This is a genomic window from Ruegeria sp. AH12 (assembly GCF_056541465.1).
Map to the genome: position 1 here is coordinate 1 of NZ_JBQFYL010000194.1, position 583 is coordinate 583.

Annotated in this window: 2 protein-coding genes; both read left to right on the forward strand. The window is 53.7% G+C overall.

Features of this window, described 5'->3' with window-relative positions; all coding sequences use genetic code 11:
- Nucleotides 1-436 (forward strand): TOBE domain-containing protein (locus ACR0EL_RS22570; protein ID WP_480502366.1); only part of this gene is annotated, 436 nt, incomplete at its 5' end.
- The coding region (locus tag ACR0EL_RS22575) for an ATP-binding cassette domain-containing protein (RefSeq protein WP_480502367.1) at nucleotides 429-583 on the forward strand (155 nt) is incomplete at its 3' end. The genes ACR0EL_RS22570 and ACR0EL_RS22575, both read left to right, overlap by 8 nt.

Here is a 583-nt window from a genome sequence, read left to right on the forward strand (position 1 = left end):
CTACGACAAACCAGCCACAATGTTCGTTGCAGATTTTATCGGGTCCCCTTCCATGAACTTCCTGCCGTTTCAAGGAAAGGTCGCGCCTGACTCGGAAATGGTTCGACTAAATGGCCATGACGAAGCCGTGCCCAAACTGATGGAGGGGGCGGAAGGTGACTTAGTTTTTGGGGTTCGCCCTGAGCATGTTTTTCTATCGGATGCGAGCGCCTACAGAGCCAAGGTTCTGGCGACAGAATATTTGGGAACCACCCAGATCGTGACGCTGCAAAGCCCGAACGGAGAGCTGAAAGCCCGGATTGATGCGCGCGAAGTCGTAAATCCCGGCGAGACGGTGGGGTTAGAGTTCCGCTCACCCGCAGTAACACTGTTTGAAAAGGCCACCGGACGCGCGTTGAGGTCCGCTCTGAACGACGAGGTACTAAGTAATGGCTGAAGTCGTTTTAGAGAATATCTCGAAGTCATTCGGCAATCTAAAGGCGGTGGATGATATCTCAATGACGATCCCCAACGGCGCCTTTGTGGTGCTATTGGGTCCAACGGGCGCGGGAAAGACAACGACGCTGAGATTGATATCCGGACT